The sequence below is a fragment of the Mucilaginibacter polytrichastri genome, assembly GCF_001911425.1.
Lineage (GTDB): Bacteria > Bacteroidota > Bacteroidia > Sphingobacteriales > Sphingobacteriaceae > Mucilaginibacter > Mucilaginibacter polytrichastri.
Genome location: NZ_MPPL01000001.1, coordinates 4,042,929 through 4,059,566, shown reverse-complemented (window position 1 = coordinate 4,059,566; position 16,638 = coordinate 4,042,929). Strand labels below are relative to the sequence as shown.

12 protein-coding genes are annotated in these 16,638 nt (G+C 42.2%); 9 read left to right on the top strand and 3 right to left on the bottom strand.

Features of this window, described 5'->3' with window-relative positions; all coding sequences use genetic code 11:
• Positions 1-91: 91 nt before the first annotated feature.
• From RG47T_RS17245 to RG47T_RS17235, 3 genes are all read left to right on the top strand, one after another.
• Positions 92-1,195 carry a D-TA family PLP-dependent enzyme gene (locus tag RG47T_RS17245; protein ID WP_074490657.1) on the top strand — a complete coding sequence of 368 codons (1,104 nt, stop codon included), beginning with the start codon at positions 92-94 and terminating at the stop codon, positions 1,193-1,195.
• Positions 1,196-1,432: 237 nt separating this feature from the next.
• Positions 1,433-2,251 carry an SDR family NAD(P)-dependent oxidoreductase gene (locus RG47T_RS17240; protein ID WP_074490656.1) on the top strand — a complete coding sequence of 273 codons (819 nt, stop codon included), beginning with the start codon at positions 1,433-1,435 and terminating at the stop codon, positions 2,249-2,251.
• Positions 2,252-2,313: 62 nt separating this feature from the next.
• Positions 2,314-3,204, top strand: a complete 891-nt coding sequence (locus RG47T_RS17235; RefSeq protein ID WP_074490655.1) for a helix-turn-helix domain-containing protein — start codon at positions 2,314-2,316, stop codon at positions 3,202-3,204.
• A 164-nt stretch (positions 3,205-3,368) separates the two neighbouring features.
• Here the strand turns inward: RG47T_RS17235 and RG47T_RS17230 are convergent, their stop codons facing one another.
• Together RG47T_RS17230 and RG47T_RS17225 are read right to left on the bottom strand one after the other, a co-directional pair.
• Complete coding sequence (locus tag RG47T_RS17230; protein ID WP_074493549.1) at positions 3,369-4,361, bottom strand: NADP-dependent oxidoreductase; 993 nt, start codon at positions 4,359-4,361, stop codon at positions 3,369-3,371.
• 13 nt (positions 4,362-4,374) lie between these two features.
• Complete coding sequence (locus tag RG47T_RS17225) at positions 4,375-4,926, bottom strand: hypothetical protein (protein ID WP_074490654.1); 552 nt, start codon at positions 4,924-4,926, stop codon at positions 4,375-4,377.
• 108 nt (positions 4,927-5,034) lie between these two features.
• Between RG47T_RS17225 and RG47T_RS17220 the strand changes: the two genes are divergently transcribed.
• Positions 5,035-5,940, top strand: a complete 906-nt coding sequence (locus RG47T_RS17220; protein ID WP_074490653.1) for a LysR substrate-binding domain-containing protein — start codon at positions 5,035-5,037, stop codon at positions 5,938-5,940.
• A gap of 348 nt (positions 5,941-6,288) precedes the next feature.
• On the opposite strand, the gene RG47T_RS27085 is transcribed toward RG47T_RS17220, so the two are convergent.
• Positions 6,289-6,363: a DUF4113 domain-containing protein gene (locus tag RG47T_RS27085; RefSeq protein WP_074493547.1), complete on the bottom strand. Its 75-nt coding sequence runs from the start codon at positions 6,361-6,363 to the stop codon at positions 6,289-6,291.
• A 52-nt stretch (positions 6,364-6,415) separates the two neighbouring features.
• On the opposite strand from RG47T_RS27085, the gene RG47T_RS17210 reads away from it, so the two are divergent.
• The 5 genes from RG47T_RS17210 (at position 6,416) to RG47T_RS17190 (ending at position 16,635) form a co-directional block, all read left to right on the top strand.
• On the top strand, positions 6,416-8,071 hold the full coding sequence (locus RG47T_RS17210) for a hypothetical protein (RefSeq protein WP_074490651.1): 1,656 nt from the start codon (positions 6,416-6,418) through the stop codon (positions 8,069-8,071).
• A gap of 27 nt (positions 8,072-8,098) precedes the next feature.
• Positions 8,099-9,907, top strand: coding sequence for a DUF4365 domain-containing protein (locus RG47T_RS17205; RefSeq protein WP_074490649.1), 1,809 nt, complete (start codon positions 8,099-8,101; stop codon positions 9,905-9,907).
• 55 nt (positions 9,908-9,962) lie between these two features.
• On the top strand, positions 9,963-11,096 hold the full coding sequence (locus RG47T_RS17200; protein WP_074490648.1) for an HNH endonuclease: 1,134 nt from the start codon (positions 9,963-9,965) through the stop codon (positions 11,094-11,096).
• A complete protein-coding gene (locus RG47T_RS17195; RefSeq protein WP_074490647.1) occupies positions 11,089-11,790 on the top strand; it encodes a hypothetical protein in 702 nt (233 codons plus the stop codon). The genes RG47T_RS17200 and RG47T_RS17195 overlap by 8 nt, the downstream gene beginning before the upstream one ends.
• A gap of 66 nt (positions 11,791-11,856) precedes the next feature.
• The gene (locus tag RG47T_RS17190; protein WP_074490646.1) at positions 11,857-16,635 is read left to right on the top strand and encodes a caspase family protein; all 4,779 of its coding nucleotides are present in this window, start codon (positions 11,857-11,859) and stop codon (positions 16,633-16,635) included.
• The last annotated feature ends 3 nt before the right edge of the window (positions 16,636-16,638 follow it).

Genomic DNA, 16,638 nt, shown 5'->3' with positions numbered 1-16,638 from the left:
CAGCTAATCGGATAACTGTAAAATTTATAAACAGTTATCCGATTAGTTCATTTAATGATTTAACGAAATTGTTATCCAATACTAAAAATGTATGATGACCAAATCAACAAATCCTTATTATATTTCAAATGCAGATCAGACAGATACACCTTTTCTGGCTGTTTATCCGGATAAAGTTAAGGCCAATATCAGCCGGTTGATCAGCATTTTTAAAGATAAAAATCAGCTGCGACCGCATGTGAAAACGCATAAATGTCCTCAGGTTGTTCAATTGTGCATTGATGCAGGTATCACAAAATTCAAGTGCGCAACTATAGCTGAAGCCGAAATGCTGGCACTGGTTGGTGCCAGGGATATTTTAATGGCTTATCAGCCGGTGGGCCCAAAAGTTGCGCGTTTTATAAATCTGATGACTACTTATCCTAATGCACACTTTTCATGCCTGGTTGATAACCAAATCGCTGCGCAGTATATTGCTGATGAGGCCAAAAGATTTAACGTTACTGTTAATCTTTGGATTGATCTCAATGTCGGAATGAACCGTACAGGGATCGTACCGGATAAAGGTGTGCAGCTTTACAGCTTCTGCAAACAATTCCTGCATATTAAAGTGATAGGATTGCACGCATACGACGGTCATATCACTGATCCCGACAAGGAAACGCGAATAGCGCAGGCAGCGAAGGGTTTTACCGCTGTAAGAGAACTCTATCGTGAACTTATGGAAAGTGGAATTGACAGCTTGCGTTTAGCGGCAGGAAGCACACCGACACTGCAATTTTACGCGCAGCAAGGCGATGTTGAATGCAGCCCCGGCACTTTTATTTACTGGGATAAACACTACCAGGAGTTTTATCCTGAACTTGGTTTTCACCATGCGGCAACAGTTGTTACAAGGGTTATTTCCAAACCATCTTCAAGGAACGCCTGCCTGGATTTAGGTTACAAAGCGGTCTCATCCGAAGGCCCCGAGACAGAACGGGTAGAATTCATTCAATTTCCCGGAGCAGAGATCATTTCACAATCCGAGGAGCACTTACTGATTGATACTGGCATAAATTCAATGCAAATAGCTGAAACCGTTTACGGATTGCCCTATCACATTGGCCGCACAAGCAATCTTTACGACCGCTGCGCAATTATTACCGATAATCAGATTACGGAGCACTGGCCGCATATGGCAAGAAAAAGATAAATTTTTGAATTTGTATGAAATTCTAATCAAACGGACTTACAACGGTATAAATACAATAGGTTTTACGGCAGATGGCTAAGCAATTTCGAAACGACAGGAACGTAATGTGCTAGTTGAATTTAAACAGCTAATCGTCCTAAAAATATTGACGTACAATCGTGTTAATCTTTCCGACTTCTGTGTTAACAGGCACCCGTAATTGCGCCATAGTTTTGGGTTAACAAAAAAAATCATACAATGTCAAAAGTAATATTCATTTCAGGGGCCTCCAGGGGGTTCGGAAAGATCTGGGCAGAAGCGTTTTTAAATGAAGGTCACAGTGTGATCGCAACTGCCCGTAACACAGATTCTCTAGGTGATTTGGTCAGCAAATTTGGCGACCGGCTGCTACCGTTGCAACTAAACGTAAATGACCGCGGAGCCGCTGCCGCTGCCATTAAACAGGCAAATGACCACTTCGGCAGAATTGACGTGTTGATCAATAACGCAGGTTATGGCCTGATGGGTGCTGTAGAGGAAAGTTCTGAAGAGCAAGCCCGCAGTATAATGGACACTAATTTTTTCGGTTTGCTTTGGCTCACCCAGGCAGTACTACCGGTAATGAGGGCGCAAAACAGCGGTCACATTATTCAGATAGCTAGCGTACTTGGATTAGTAACCTGGCCAACAATCGGCCTGTACAATGCATCAAAATATGCAGTAGAGGGGTTGAGCGAAACCTTGGCACAGGAAGTTAAAGATTTTGGTGTTCATGTGACAATTGTGGAACCAGGTGCCTATGCAACCGACTTCGGTGGTTCTTCTGCGGTACATGCAACAGCTATCCCTGCTTATGATGAGTTGAAAGCTGGTTTTTATGCGGCGATTTCGGGAATCTCTTTAGGTAAACCGGAAGCTACCGTAGAAGCGATCCTGAAACTGGTGAACAGTGATAACCCGCCTCTGCACTTCCTGTTAGGCAAAGATGCTTTACCCTTAGTTACAAAAGAGTATGAGAATCGCTTAACTGAATGGAAAGCCTGGAATGAGGTTGCTGTAGCCGCTCACGGCGAATAACTAATGTATTAACAATGACAATCTGCAGCAGTTAATGATGCAGATTGTCTTTAACTTTGGATATGCTTCATTTCGAATCGATCAATGATATTAGGACGGCAAGTGGCTTGCCGCCAGCTGAGCATCCGCTGATCTCCGTGCTGGCTGGTCTAAAAACATGTCCGTTCGGCGGCCGGGAATTTACTACGAACTGTTACATGATCGCTTATAAAAAATTCATTTCCGGCGTGATGCTATATGGCCGTACCTCCTATGATCATAGAAACGGTTGCCTATCATTTATTAAACCCCGCCAGGTCATGCAGTTCAATAACCTCGACCTGGAAGAAGATAACTTCATTATTTGCGTACATGAAGATTTTTTAATTGGGCACCACCTTTACAATGATATTCAGAAATATAATTTTTTCGACTATGAAGTTAACGAAGCCCTGCATCTTTCACCTAAAGAAGAACAGACCATTTGGGAACTTTATCATAAAATAGAAGCGGAATACAACAATAATCTGGATGAATACAGCCAGGACATCATGCTGACGCATATTGATTCCATTCTTAAATACGCATTAAGATATTATAAACGCCAGTTTATTAATCGTACGGTCAGCTCGGGAAAAACCGTCTCCAAATTCAATGAAGTATTAGCGCGGTATTTTCAGGATGGCGCATTGCAAAATAGTGGCCTGCCCTCTGTCGCACAGATTGCTGAACACTTAAATATGTCACGTCGGTACCTAAGTGATCTGCTCAAACAGGAAACAGGTAAAACCGCCATCGAATTGATTCATCTGTCATTAATAAAAGAAGCTAAAAATCGTCTGCGGAATCAGGATCAAAATATTTCGGAAATAGCATACCAACTGGGATTTGATAACCTCTCTTACTTTTCAAAATTGTTTAAAAAAGAAGCCGGATTGAGCCCGATTGAATTCAAAAAGCAGTTGTTGAATTGATTCCGAAGATGCAGCTACGATAAAGCAAAAAAATATTTATGCGGTTGCTGCAGTCTCACTACCGCATAATTTTAAATTACTGAATGGTCTGCATAAGTGGGCAATCTCTTAATGATTCATATTGGCTTTGGTGCTATGCTTTATTGGTCAGAATGCAATTAAGATTAAATTTTCACAATCATTTTACCTTCGTTCTTCCCGGTAAATAAACCAATAAATGCTTCCGGCAATTTGTCAAAGTCGTTAACTATTGTTTCCATATTTTTTATTTTGCCATCTTTCAGCCATTGTTGTAATACTGCTCTTCCTTCGGCAAACCGGTCTTTATAGTCTCCTATTAAAAACCCTTGTATCAGCAATTTTTTAAATACAACTTGTGGCAGGAGCCTTGGTCCCATTGATATCGCTGTATCATTGTAATTAGCTATTGATCCGCAAACCACTACACGTCCGTAGTTGTTCATTCGAGCAATAACACCATCGGATATTTCACCGCCTACATTGTCGAAATAAACATCAACGCCGTCCTTGCACAGACCAATTATTGCAGCTTCGATATTTGGGGTAGTTTTATAATTGATCGCCCCGTCAAACCCCAGTTCCGATTGAATATAGTTTGCCTTCTCATCGTTTCCAACAATACCAATAACCCTGCAGCCAAGAAGTTTTCCTATTTGACCGGCAATACTACCAACAGCACCGGCAGCACCGGATACCACGATGGTTTCACCCTGCTTTGGCTTACCTATTTCTTTTAGTGCGAAATATGCCGACAAACCGGTAGTACCCAGGACGCCAAGGTAGGCGCTTAATGGCAACTCACTAATCTCAATGAGATTCAGCCCGTCTGTGTTCCGGATCATGTTGTTCCGCCATTCCATATACCCCGTAACGATATCACCGATTTTGAAACCCTTGTGCGTCGATTCAATCACCTCAGCTATGGCACGCGAAACAATAACATCTCCAGGGTGAAGCAACGGCGGGTGTTCTCCTGCCATTGCGGCTCGCAGATAAGGATCAACCGAAAAATAAAGCGGCTTAAGCCATAGTTCGTTTTCCGCTACACCTACCATCGGCTCTTCTTCTAATTTGAAATCTGTTACCCGGGGGAGCCCATGCGGCGCATGCGCCAGCTTAATTATCTTGCTTTTCATATCATTGCTTTGATTAAATACCATAATTACCGGTCATCGCTTTCTTTTCTATGCTTTTAGCAAACAGGGGTGTTTCCTCGTGATTATGGGCATCGGAAGCAATTTGGCGTTCGTTCGCCGCCTGAGCAAGTGATATGTTATGTGTTTTGATATATTCCAAGAACTCCGGCGTTGCCGTAGCATGAATCTCGTTGTCGTATTCGCAGGTATGGTCATCCAATTTGGTAACTTTCAGTTCCCATAATACCTGTACTTTGCTGCGGCCATTGGTAGTAATCGCATCAGAAACGGATAACATACGGCAATAATCCGGTCGATATTCGGTAGCCACGTAGTGCTGAATAATTAGCGCTGTACCGATTGTTTCTACGTTAATAGACATAGGCGTACCATCAAAAGTCCGGGTAAAACCGGCTGCAATATGAGCGGAAGAGCAAGCTTGATATTCTTCATCGGGGAGGTTAAAAAGCCAGTCGGCAATATTTACTTTTTCAATTGGTGCATTGATAATCGCTTTTACTGTAGAGTGTGAAAGTGCATTTTCGGGAGTTTGTTTAATTTCCATTGCTTGTTTTAATTTGATAAATCAAAGTTCGGGCGTTTAATATTATCGTCTAAACTCTTTTTTTCGATATAGTTCATCGTTAAAACCGATTATTATTATCTTCATTTTATGGAACTTCGTCAACTGAAATACTTTATTAAAGCCGCAGAATTGCAAAACTTCACCGATGCGGCGGGTAGGCTTTTTATTACTCAAAGCACTTTGTCGCAACAGATTAAGCAACTGGAGGATGAACTAAAATTGCCGCTGTTTGATCGAATTGCAAAAAGGGTGAGGCTCACGGAAGCTGGTATAACTTTTCTGCCGTACGCCCGCAAAACTGTTAAAGATGCAGAAGATGGCAAAGAAATACTCAACGATCTGATGAACCTGCATAGGGGTACCTTAATGGTAGGTGTAACCTACGGACTAACTAATCTGCTGACCAAAGCTATATTCGATTTCACCGAACAGTTTCCTGACATCCATTTAAAGATCGGTTTTGGAACTACCCAGGATTTGCTGCGCAGCTTGGACGAAGGTAAACTTGATTTCATCTTATCCTATTACCAGGATGACAAGAATGGCAACTATGTTATAGAGAGGTTGTTCTCATCTTGTATGGCGCTAATAGTGCATGAGAGCCACCCGATGGCAGGTAAAAAGCAGGTCGGCATCAAAGAATTACAGCATATACCTTTATTGCTACCTTCCGGCGGATACAGTATCCGGAATTATCTCGACCGCATATTGACAAAGCACCAATTGCCGCTTGATATCAGGATGGAAGTTAATGATATCAACACCTTGTTACAACTGGTTGGCAGTGGTCGTTGGGCTACGGTGCTGATGGGCTCGTCGGTATTTAACCATCCCGAATTGAAAGTAATTAAGATCACCGGTGATGGAATGACCAGATTTGGTACAGTTACCTGGCCCAATGGCGCATACCGAAAGAAAGCCGCATACATGTTGTATAACAGCCTTGTTGAAAACGCAAAAGATTATCATGTTGAAAGTTCATTAGAATTTTAGCGATAACTTTCGGTGTAGCAAACTTAATTTATAGGCTTTAAACGACCCTGAAGTAAGCCTTTTATCAACATGCGGTAAGATTCGATGAAGTGCGCTGAATCTCTGACAATAACTTCGGATAATTTGGAAGCGCATTGCAGAAATTAAAGAGGGGTGAAAGCTCGAATACAGTCGAGTACCGTCACATGGTGAATTGGCGAAAAGAGGTCAACGTGTTGAACTTTTATCCTACGATACCATTGACGTCTCATCCTCGCATGTGATCCGGGTAATCTGCCAGGTAAATACATCCAAAGTTTTATCCGTGAAGTCAACCGTAAACAGCTCAACGTTTAACGATATATCATTTCAGCTGGTCGTGTACTGCTTAGTCAAAAACTCTCGCTTTATTTTCCAGGTCTTCTCATAACTCTCAGCCGCCACTTGTTAAATAATAGTTTTCTTTTCGGGGATGTCTGCCTATTTTAGCTTTCTTATGGCTAAGAGCAGGGACGAATTCAGCAAATCAACAAAGTTAAAACTGGCGCAGCGTGTTGCCTATCAATGCAGCAGTCCGGGCTGTACCAATATTACTATTGGCCCGCATCAATCAGATCCTAACAAAGTAATGAACCTGGGCCAGGCTGCACATATTCATGCAGCTGCCGTAGGTGGGCCCCGCTATTTAGGGAGCATGACACCGGAAGAGCGCTCGTCGCCTGATAACGGTATATGGTTGTGTAATATGCATGCACGGGCGGTCGATCTAGATGCAGCTACTTATACGGATGCTTTACTCAAGGTCTGGAAAAAAGCTGCTGAGGATAAAGCGGCTAGAGCTTTACTTAACGCTGAGCGCGAGATTGAAACCGGTATGGAAACGTTAATTGTCCTTGATGTTGATCTGATGTTTACGGGTGAATGGATTGGCGCCCGGGGGGATCAATGGACTTTTGTGGTTAAGGATTTTTTATTCGGTAATGTCGAACGCCTTAGAAACTTCGGCAAGAACGAACTGTTACCGCGCCGCCGCTACCTTATTATCGAGTCACAGAACGAGGGACGATTGTTGCAGGAAGGGTGTGACTGGCATGTTAATGCCAAAGGCCAGCACGAAATTACAGTAAGGGTTTATCCGGAGATTAGCCGGATATCACTGAAAGAACTGGGTTCGGATATAGCGAGTGCTTATGATGGCGATCTGTTGATAGCTGATGGCGACTTCCAAAAGGTGAGCGGTGCGCAACATGCGAAGCAGGTGATCGAACGTAATCTAGGCTTACCATTCGGCAGTTGGATCTTCAAGCCGATGATGGGTTCTTATTTCCCGATGTATTATGCGGCCTATCAGGACAATTTGCCGATGCTTAATCGCCTAACGCGGATGGAACTGATACGGCTAATGACCATACCTACCTCGCTATTGGAAACAGAAAAGGATGCACCACTGAATTTTGTGAAAAGCATCACGGAGGTTTCGGTGATGGCACCATTAAAAGGACTTGCAGGTATTTTTATATCGCTGCTTTGGTCAGATGGTACCGCCTGGTCAGACACGCTATATGTCAACTACAAACAGGACGATACGGAGCCGGATGAAGAAGACCAGGAAATCATTGCTTTGTTGCGGCAGACTTTTGAGCAGCCACCATTGGCGCTCCTGCAAAAAGCGGCCAGTGTTTTTAAGGGAGAGGAATTAAAGTTGAAACGGGATAATACGGTGATCCAGCGTTTATTCAACGAAACCTTGCCTACAATCGTAGCAATTGCACAGCCTGCTATGCAAGAAGAAATTTACCCCTTGTTTGATTCCTACGAAACATCATCTTCCATAGACCGCAGAGCGTTCGGATTTTATACTACTGCCGATATCGAATTAGCGGTCACCAAAGGAAACGTAGCGGAGATCGGCTTACATATTATTCTCCGGGGTTTCAAGAAAGCGGGCGTCGATGCTTTTGATGTTTATGGCGACTTGTATATTTTCTTTGATGACTATTACTTTGCGGTGAAACCTTCCCATCACGGGCCTGTGTGGCACAAGAAATTATATGATGTCGAAATTACCAGCGAAGATATCCGGGCAATCGCGGCGCAATGGGTAGAGCACCTGGCTACACTCACAACGCGGCAAATCAATGCTTTGAAATAACATTTAAAAGAATGTTAAATTTAACCGATGAACCGAAACCCGCAATTGCCACGTTCCAGCCGGCAGGAAACTTTAGAGACGGACTCCCGCAACCGGCTTGCGCCGTTGTTTAATGTTGAGCTGTTTGAACTCCGACCGGAAAATCTGCGGGATAAAGGCATTGATATTATTGGAGAAATCAAACAGGATAATGCGTACACGAACTTTCGTTTTGCTATCCAGCTAAAGGCAACGGAATCGGTTAAAAAACAAAAGGACGGTGCTATGTCCTATCCAATCGAGGTCAATAATCTGCAATATCTGCTGAACTTCGGCTCACCTGCTTTTTATATCCTGCATGACCATCCGGAAAATCAGTTTTACATCGCGTCGGTTGCAGAGGTGTACCGCAGTTTAATGAGCAAACACCGGCCTGATCAATTGCCCAAAACTTTCAAAGTTAAGTTTATTGACTTGTTGAATAAAGCGCAGTTTGACCGCATATACAAAGAAACTTTTGACAATGGGACGCTGCTGAAAAAGCTGAGCAGTCATATCCGGATGCAATCGCAGAACGAGCGGCCGCCTACAGGTTTTGTGATCGATGAGCTTCAGGATGTTTACAGTGTTGAACAAAACATCGCTTTTATTGAGCAAGTAGGTCATCATCTGCTCAATCAACACGCGCTTCCACAGATCGTAGACATTGAGCAGCGCAGTCACCCGCGTGGCAAAGTATCAGCGATCTTTAATATGATTTGCGGAGTGGCTTACTTGCACCAGGCTAACCTTTTTAAAGCGGTTGAGCTGTTGAAGCTAGCCTATAACGATAGGGATAGCTTGCACCCGGAAGACCGGAGCATGGTCGCCTATCAATTCTTCCACGCAAAATATTTGCTTGGCCTGACTGACGTAGAGGAGTTCAGTAAAGTGGCCGCGGAGATTATGGCCAATGAAGACGCAGGTACTTTCCTGCAATTGTCGAATTTGCATAATCAGTTTGTTGCGAGTAAAGAACCGGATCAGGGTAAAAAGCTAAGGACTTATTATGAAGGTGCCATGCGGATTGCCAATAAGCATCCGGGATTTCATGATATGCGGGTTGTTGCCTATGCAAAGGTATTGCATGCTGAAGCTATCTTGCTTTTGCACGAGCTGGCTAAAAACTCTTTACTGACGATGGGGCGCAAAGTAGATGCTTTTTATGACCTCGTCGAGGCCGACTGGCTGAAATTCGATGAGCAGTTTTTGAACCAATTGCAAGCGTTATACGGTTACGCGTTGAAACACCGGAACTTCCCGGCTTTAAGCAACCTGATGATGGAAAAGATCGAATGGGAGTTTGCAAAGATTTATCATTTTCATTCTTTCTGCAGCTGGAATAAGGATACGTTAAGCATAGGCACGGAAGTTATTGAGGAAGATAGGGTGCTTTTAGAGAAATTCCTAACTGACATTGATAAGATAGCGGAAACTTATGACCGCTTACAGCAGCGGGAAAACCAGTTCAATTGTCTGCGTTGTAAATATGAGATACTTGATTTTTTGGGTAATACAGAGGAAGCTGCGCAGATCACGGAAGAGATGAAAACGTTGATTTCCACTTATGACATGAATGCCTTGCGTCGAACCTATGAGCAGCTATTACAGGGAGATATCAAGCACCGCAAATTTATGGCTGACTTAACCGAGCGGCGCGCGATGGTTGACCGGATTGCGAAAAACAGTGGCATTTACGAGCATCTTTATAAGGATATCGATGAAGAAATGAACCGGGTATTGAAACGACAGCCCGAATGGTCGCTCACGGAGCTGTTCCCGTTAAGCTATCCTGGAGAAAAAGTGAGTAATGAATAAGGCCAGTTTGATACTGGCCTTATGGTTAATTATCTTTATACATTATTTGTTCTAAATGGCTGGCAGCAAAGACCCAAACATTTTTACTTTTCAAAATACGGAGGAACAGCTAAATCAATTTTTAGATGCTTACCATCCTGAATTGATTATGATTCCGCCGGATGAACCCATGAGAAATTTTAAAGCAAGAAATCTAAGGGTTTGTCGGTTTTGCAATGCCCCGGCAGGTACAAAAAAATTTAAAAAAGTAGCCCATGTAATTCCGGAATCGCTCGGTAATAAATATTTGCATTCGGATTTTGAATGCGATGATTGCAACGCGCTTTTCGGAGAAAATGAAAATGATCTGGCCAATTGGTTAGGTATCGCCAGGTCAATATTAGGTACGACGGGTAAAAATGGCATACCAACGTTCAAATCCGCCAATGATTTAATTACAGCACGCCTGGTTGATTTTTTTAGCGGCAAAGCCACGAAGATCAGCACGCCCGGCGTAGGAACCGATGCCATTAATTTTGATCCTAAGACAGGCAGAACGGTAATCAAATACACTAAGAAACCTTACTCACCGATCAGGGTTTATAAGGCACTTCTAAAAATGGGATTATCCATGATCCCAAACGAGGAAGTAGAACAATACCGACCAGCTTTTAAATACCTATTTAATCCAGCCCCCAACGGCTTGTTTGATGAGTTTGCAAAAATCATGAGGCATCTGCTACCAATGGAACATCGGTTTATTAAACCGGCGGGAATGTTATACAGGAAAAATGATCCGGCGGCAAAATTACCGCGGCATGTGTTCGTCCTTTATTATGAAACTTATATTTACGCGTTCCCTTTACCATTTAACGAACTTGATTGGAACGCAGGTTTATATAAGGATTTAGAAATGGGTTGTTTGTTTCCGCCGCCTATCGTATTCCATCCGCCCCATGAGTTGAGTGTGGCATTCAGCCATAATGTAAACTTATCCAGGTACGAAAAGGTAGTTGGCGAAGAAGATGCGGTTTCATTTGAAATGAAACTTGAAGACTTAAAAAACATGACAAGCTTTGACCCTAAAACGGGAATTTCAAAACATGGAATTGTCGACCCCGGCGAAATTGTCGGCATGTTTATCGCACCTGCGGGAACCACCTTGGACACGACCAAGACTTACGAAAATCCTTTTTTAAAGAATGAATAACAGCCCATCGGTTTTTGCCAAAAAGACACTAACCAAGAAAGAATTAGCCAATATCCGTAAAAACGTTAGCCGCTCAAATTTTGTCGAATGGCTGAAGCATAACTACCATGCTATCCGCTGCTATCATGCTGCCCGGCCGACAAACATCGATCTATACTTTGACAATGGCTTTCGGCCAAGTGACCTCCAAAAGTCCTTCGCATCTTTTGAAATACTTTTAAAAGAAATCGGGTACAAAGGGCCGGTCGATGTGCAAGAAACCATGGAATTATTTGAGGGTAAAAGCAACCGTTTTATTTACTTTATACTGGACGACTACGATTTTATTGATCTCGCGCCGCATTATTGGATATATGGAAGTGAGTTTATGCTTTGCCTCGCCCAAAATACAGCCTATCATATCAAAGAGCATCTCAGGAATACGGGTACACCCACTATTTTCGCCTGCGATATTCCGTTTAGCGAAATTGATGATCGTGAATTACTGAGTTTGCATGACCGCATCTTAGACGCTACGGGGACGATTGAACAAATGCGAAATAATATCTTTTCCAACTATTCGATCATTATCGAAGGTCATCTCGATGGCGCTTACATTTCAGGACACGCACATCCGACGGCAAGAGTTTATGACGCGCATGATAGCCGTTATTATACCAACCACACTCAGACCTGTTCCAGGTGCGCAATGTGATACCTTAAATATCATTGAATAAAGTTGCAGGTAGGATGATTACATTTGTTCGATAACCTTAACACCATGCAAAGGGAAAGTTTCATTTTAGCTATAGGGATCGACAATTATCCCGGCCCTCATTTTGGGTCGTTGGAGAATGCGAGCGGTGATGCTAAACGCTTTTCTGAACTGTTAGTAAGCCGTTATGGTTTTCAGGAGGTAATGCCGCCTTTATTGAATGAAAAAGCCACACAGGAGAACATAACAAACGCCCTTGATGGCCTTGCTTTCCGGATCGGCAAAGAAGATAATCTGATCATTTATTTTGCTGGACATGGCGGTAAAAATCCCACCAGCGATATTGGTTATTGGGTACCCGTTGATGAGGGTCAAAAAACATTTCAACGGATTCAAAATAGCTATGTACTGGATTGTATCGAAGGAATAACCGCCAAGCACATCATATTAATTTCTGATTCCTGTTTCTCAGGAACCTTACTGGAGAAAGACCGAGCGGGAAATCCGGACCTATCTCATGAATATCTAGACAGCCTGAACTCCGGCTGGATATTGGTTTCCGGCGGTATTGAAAAAGTAACCGACGGCGAAAAAGGTAAAGGGACTCCGTTTAATCAGACCATCTGTGAATTTCTGGAGAAGAATACGAAGCCAAGCGTCGCAGCCGGGGAATTCTTTGACGAGGTGATCAGGATTACGCGAGAGCGTACGTTACAGTCGCCAGGCGTTGCACCGATCAAACGGGGTGAAATTCATCATGGCGGCCAGATGATCTTTAGATTGAACGAAACGAATCGGGGAAGTGGGATTAGTGACATTAGCGGCGGCGCTACCGCCTTTTCAAAGCCTGTATTTGCTTTACCAAACACCACACTACCGCCGGCTTACCTCCCGCGTACCCTGACCTATTACGATATACAAAAACCTGCAATTACCTGGTTTTATGAACCTGAAGTTGGCGAACTGTTTTTAAAGGATATCATAACAACACAGAAAAGGATCGTTGTCTTAGGAAGTGCCGGCTCGGGCAAGTCAATTGAATTACAGCAATTGATGAAAACCTTGCAGGAAGATACCAACAGTGAGTTTATACCTATTTATAAAAAATTCAACACGTATACTGACGAAGACATCGCTGATTACCTCCCCCAAAATTGGGAACAGGCGGACAAATCAGCCTTGGTGTTATTTTTGGATGGGCTTGACGAGATTCAGCCAAAGTTCTTTTCAACAGCTTTGCGAAAGCTGGGGGCGTTTTCAGATCGCAATCCGCAAATAAGGATAGTAGTGTCCTCCCGCACCAACTTTTATGAGCTACCTGATGCCAGCTTTTCAGGCACCTTAGATGGTTATGCAGTCTACACCCTAAATGACATTTCGCTCGCGCAAATAAAAAAATATGTCGCCGATAGCCACGGTATTAACGGTGACGAGTTTATTTATGCAATTTATCAGCGGGGTTATCTTGATTTGGTGCAAAAACCATATTTCCTGAACATCCTGGTAAATTATTTTATAAAGCATGGCAATTTTGATTCGGGTAGGGCTGCCATTTTGGAAGACGCGATCAATCAATACGAAACGGCCAATAAACAGCAATATCATTCAACTGATCCTCCCCTCAAACATAAGGATTTGCTGCCGTTACAGGAGAAGATCGCATTTATACTGGAGCGGACCGGCAGAAATTTCATTGACGATAAGGAGTTGGCCAGTGTATTGACTGCGGATGAATATGAAGCCGCAAAATATCTTTCAGCCTTCAAGTTGGAACCTGATAAAGCACAATGGCATTTTGAGCATAATAATATTCAGGAATACCTCGCCTCAAGAGTCTTATCGCATCTGTCTTTCGAGGGGATGATGAAGGTATTGACGGTTTCATCAGCAGGTGAACCAAAGATTAAACCAAATTGGGTGAACACCCTCTCATTTTTGATCAGTGTTGGGGAAAAAGAAAAAATTAAACCATTGCTGGATTGGCTGATTGCTAACGATCCTGAGATACTCGTTCGCTTTGACCCTGACAGGGTGCCAAAAGAGAATAGGATAGCATTATTCAAAGATATTTTTAATTTCTACAGCCAAAAACAAGTATGGCTTTCATCTAATAAATTTTCAGATACCGATCTGGCGCGTTTCGGACATTTCGAAGAGGTGTTGATTTTCCTTTTGGAAATATTGAAAGATGGAAAAGCTACTCGTATAGATGTTTTAAACGCTCTGCATGTTTTATACCGCTTCGATATCAGCAAGTTCAGTAGCTATAAAGAAGCATTAAAAGATATATTGATTTCTTTGATCAAACGGCCCGATTTTAATAGCAGTGATATATACACCGTCATTGGGGCTTTATCTAAATTAGGTATTGATGATCCGGAAACAATTGAATTTTTATACCAGCAATACGGGCAACGAGAAAATCAATATTTAAGAGCCGCGCTTTATAAAATCATCGGTAATTCTGAGGTCCTTGATAAATATGTTCGCGTGTTCACCGATGGGTTGCGGATGAACGGCTTTAACTATCAAAGTGAGGACCGGGATACCGTTACCCTGATGGATGAGGGCATGCAGCTCAAGGAAGGGCTGGAGAAGATCAAAACGCCAGCAGCCATAGCAGAATTATTGACCATAGTTGCCGGCGATATAAATACGGTACATCGCTTTTTTTCGGAATATAAAGAAAGCATGGAAAAAATACTGGCTCATGTTTTCGACGCTTATATAGAAGATAAAAGTCTCTTCAAACTTATAGTTCAGCTTTATGCCAGGCAGGCCACAGAAACGAACAAGCCTCATATTGATCAGTTCCTGTCATTTTTTGATAAAAACGATCTTAGATGGGAAACAACTTTTTATTTGCTTAATGAGGTCTCTATCAGGGATTACGAAAAAAGTTCCGGCATTGGTGCGTTAGTAAATGAACATATAATTGATAATTTGATTACGCAATATTCAAAGGGTATTATCTCAAAGGAAAGTCTTGAAAAGGTCTACAGGGATTTCAAATGGAGAGAAAGTGGTAGCGGCAACTTCGAGGATATATTATCGTATTTCAAACAACAACTTTCCCAAACGGATATCGAAATTCAAAACGAACCAGAGATTGACCGTGCAAAACTATTCCGCGAAGCCGCACAAAAAGGTTTTAATCTTTTATTCGATAAAGAAGGTTTTATAGCAGAAGTAAATCAAATATTTGATTTTTTTGAGAAAGAAGAAATCATCGGCGAGGATTTATACTCGTATAAAAGTGGGGAATACGTTGATCTGAGTCAGCGGTTTAGTACCTCAACCGTCGATCTAATCAGGGAGTTTACTTACCGGGGCAGCGTCGCCCAAAGGGAACATCTTAATCATTGGATGAATGAAAGTGAAGAATTTACCAATTTCAGGATTCAACTGATTAAATCACGGCTTACTGCATTGCCCGAACTGGAGGTTTCACAGGAACAAGAACAATATATCAGGAATTGGAGCCAGGAGAAAGCACCTACTGGAGGCTTACTTTGGTATTTTATTAATAGATTTAAAATAGAATTACCCGAAGAACGATTGCTCACATTTACACGGTACTATAATCAAAGCGACGAGATCAATATTGAAACTGGCGGGTTTATTGAGCTGCTGGAGAAATTCGTTAAGCCTGATGTACTAAGGAAAACTGTAACGGAAAACTTAAATAATGGCCTACAGAACATTTTAACATGGACCTCGAACGCCGGTTATGCGTTGAGAAATGACCTTACCCAATCGTTCCCGCTGATCTTATCGCAAATCGAAGGGTTTAATGAAACTGAGTATAAATTTGCTGATTTGTTGAAACTGTGGTTTAGTAAAACAGGAGATACCAAGCGCCTGATTAAATTTGTGGCCAACACGCAATCACCAGACATGAAAGAGCGCGCCATTAGATTATTGCGTGACTCCGGGGAGGAAAATGACTACCTTATTGGATATTTCAGGTCGATAGCAGATAATGACTCTGTTAGTGACGAGGAAAAATTGGATGCGGCGAATCGCCTATTAAAACTGGGGATCATTGACGGTTTTTACATCATCACCAATCATTTTTTGAGCAATCCAAACCCACTTTTCGACTTCAAGAGACATTTCAGGAATATTAATTATGCCAGTAATCCACAGGTGATACCAGTGTTGATGGAATTATTATATATCGGCAAGCAGGATGATTATAAAAAGGATGTATTCAATGACCTGGAGACAAAAGTATTGGAAGTCCTATTTGAAATTGGCGTGCAATCTAATAAAAGCTTCAATGAGGTAAAATCTGCATTGGAAGAATTTATCGCCGTTAATCAGGGTAAATTGGCAAATATTAACTTTCTGCATTTTACAATTATCAGGATGCAGGAGCAGCTAAGTTTAAAGCTCTCAAAAGAACTCACCGTAGAAGAAGCATTACAGGAATTTCAGTTATTGGGCAAAAGCGAGGCGACTGTAGCGAACCAGGTCAATATTAATGTAAAAAAACTTATCATCAATAAAAGAATGAAGATTGAAAAAGTAATAGCCAAGAAAGGTAGCCAGGTCAACATTGCGGATGTAATTAAAAAAATAGAATTTAATCCGGTTTTGAATTCAGCAACGAAAAATGATTTTGACCAGGTGAAGCAACTGCTTGTTCAACTGGATAACGATGATTTACAGGAGATTCAGGCAAATGTCGAAGCTTTACCGGCCGAGTCTTCAGATCTTACAATTTATGAAAGCGTTCGCGTTCAACTGGACAATTTCGCCCTAAAACATGGTGTGCCAATTATTGATGGAATTGCCGCCACCGTACTTTACGAAGTGCTAAAATCAATTTTCAAAATTTAAACG

Coding starts and splice junctions, on each gene's coding strand:
- RG47T_RS17245 (WP_074490657.1), top strand. CDS start 92: ATGATGACCAAATCAACAAATCCTTATTATATTTCAAATGCAGATCAG.
- RG47T_RS17240 (WP_074490656.1), top strand. CDS start 1,433: ATGTCAAAAGTAATATTCATTTCAGGGGCCTCCAGGGGGTTCGGAAAG.
- RG47T_RS17235 (WP_074490655.1), top strand. CDS start 2,314: ATGCTTCATTTCGAATCGATCAATGATATTAGGACGGCAAGTGGCTTG.
- RG47T_RS17230 (WP_074493549.1), bottom strand. CDS start 4,361: ATGAAAAGCAAGATAATTAAGCTGGCGCATGCGCCGCATGGGCTCCCC.
- RG47T_RS17225 (WP_074490654.1), bottom strand. CDS start 4,926: ATGGAAATTAAACAAACTCCCGAAAATGCACTTTCACACTCTACAGTA.
- RG47T_RS17220 (WP_074490653.1), top strand. CDS start 5,035: ATGGAACTTCGTCAACTGAAATACTTTATTAAAGCCGCAGAATTGCAA.
- RG47T_RS17210 (WP_074490651.1), top strand. CDS start 6,416: ATGGCTAAGAGCAGGGACGAATTCAGCAAATCAACAAAGTTAAAACTG.
- RG47T_RS17205 (WP_074490649.1), top strand. CDS start 8,099: ATGAACCGAAACCCGCAATTGCCACGTTCCAGCCGGCAGGAAACTTTA.
- RG47T_RS17200 (WP_074490648.1), top strand. CDS start 9,963: ATGGCTGGCAGCAAAGACCCAAACATTTTTACTTTTCAAAATACGGAG.
- RG47T_RS17195 (WP_074490647.1), top strand. CDS start 11,089: ATGAATAACAGCCCATCGGTTTTTGCCAAAAAGACACTAACCAAGAAA.
- RG47T_RS17190 (WP_074490646.1), top strand. CDS start 11,857: ATGCAAAGGGAAAGTTTCATTTTAGCTATAGGGATCGACAATTATCCC.